Annotated in this window: 1 tRNA gene; it reads left to right on the top strand. The window is 46.6% G+C overall.

The window, feature by feature from the left end:
- The first annotated feature begins 41 nt into the window (after nucleotides 1-41).
- Nucleotides 42-117, top strand: a tRNA-Glu gene (locus FOV68_RS23925).
- The last annotated feature ends 179 nt before the right edge of the window (nucleotides 118-296 follow it).

Raw genomic sequence — 296 nt, 5'->3', positions numbered from 1 at the left:
GAAAATAACGAGCAAAGTGTCTTTCGAAGACAGACTTAATTGTCCCCTTCGTCTAGAGGCCCAGGACACCGCCCTTTCACGGCGGTAACAGGGGTTCGAATCCCCTAGGGGACGCCAAAGCTTGGTGACAGGTGAAAGATGTTACCCACATATCTTAAAGATGACTTACGAGTCATGTTTAAGATATTGCTCTTTAACAATCCGGAACAAGCTGAAAATTGAAACGACGCAGCGCGTCATTCCTCCGTAATAAGGAATGACTCAGCGATGCGTTCGAGTCTCTCAAATGCTTGCAA

This window comes from Pantoea sp. paga (assembly GCF_007558755.1).
Classification (GTDB): domain Bacteria; phylum Pseudomonadota; class Gammaproteobacteria; order Enterobacterales; family Enterobacteriaceae; genus Pantoea; species Pantoea agglomerans.
The sequence above is the reverse complement of the archived record's forward strand: the minus strand, read 5'-3'. Positions and strand labels throughout refer to the sequence as shown.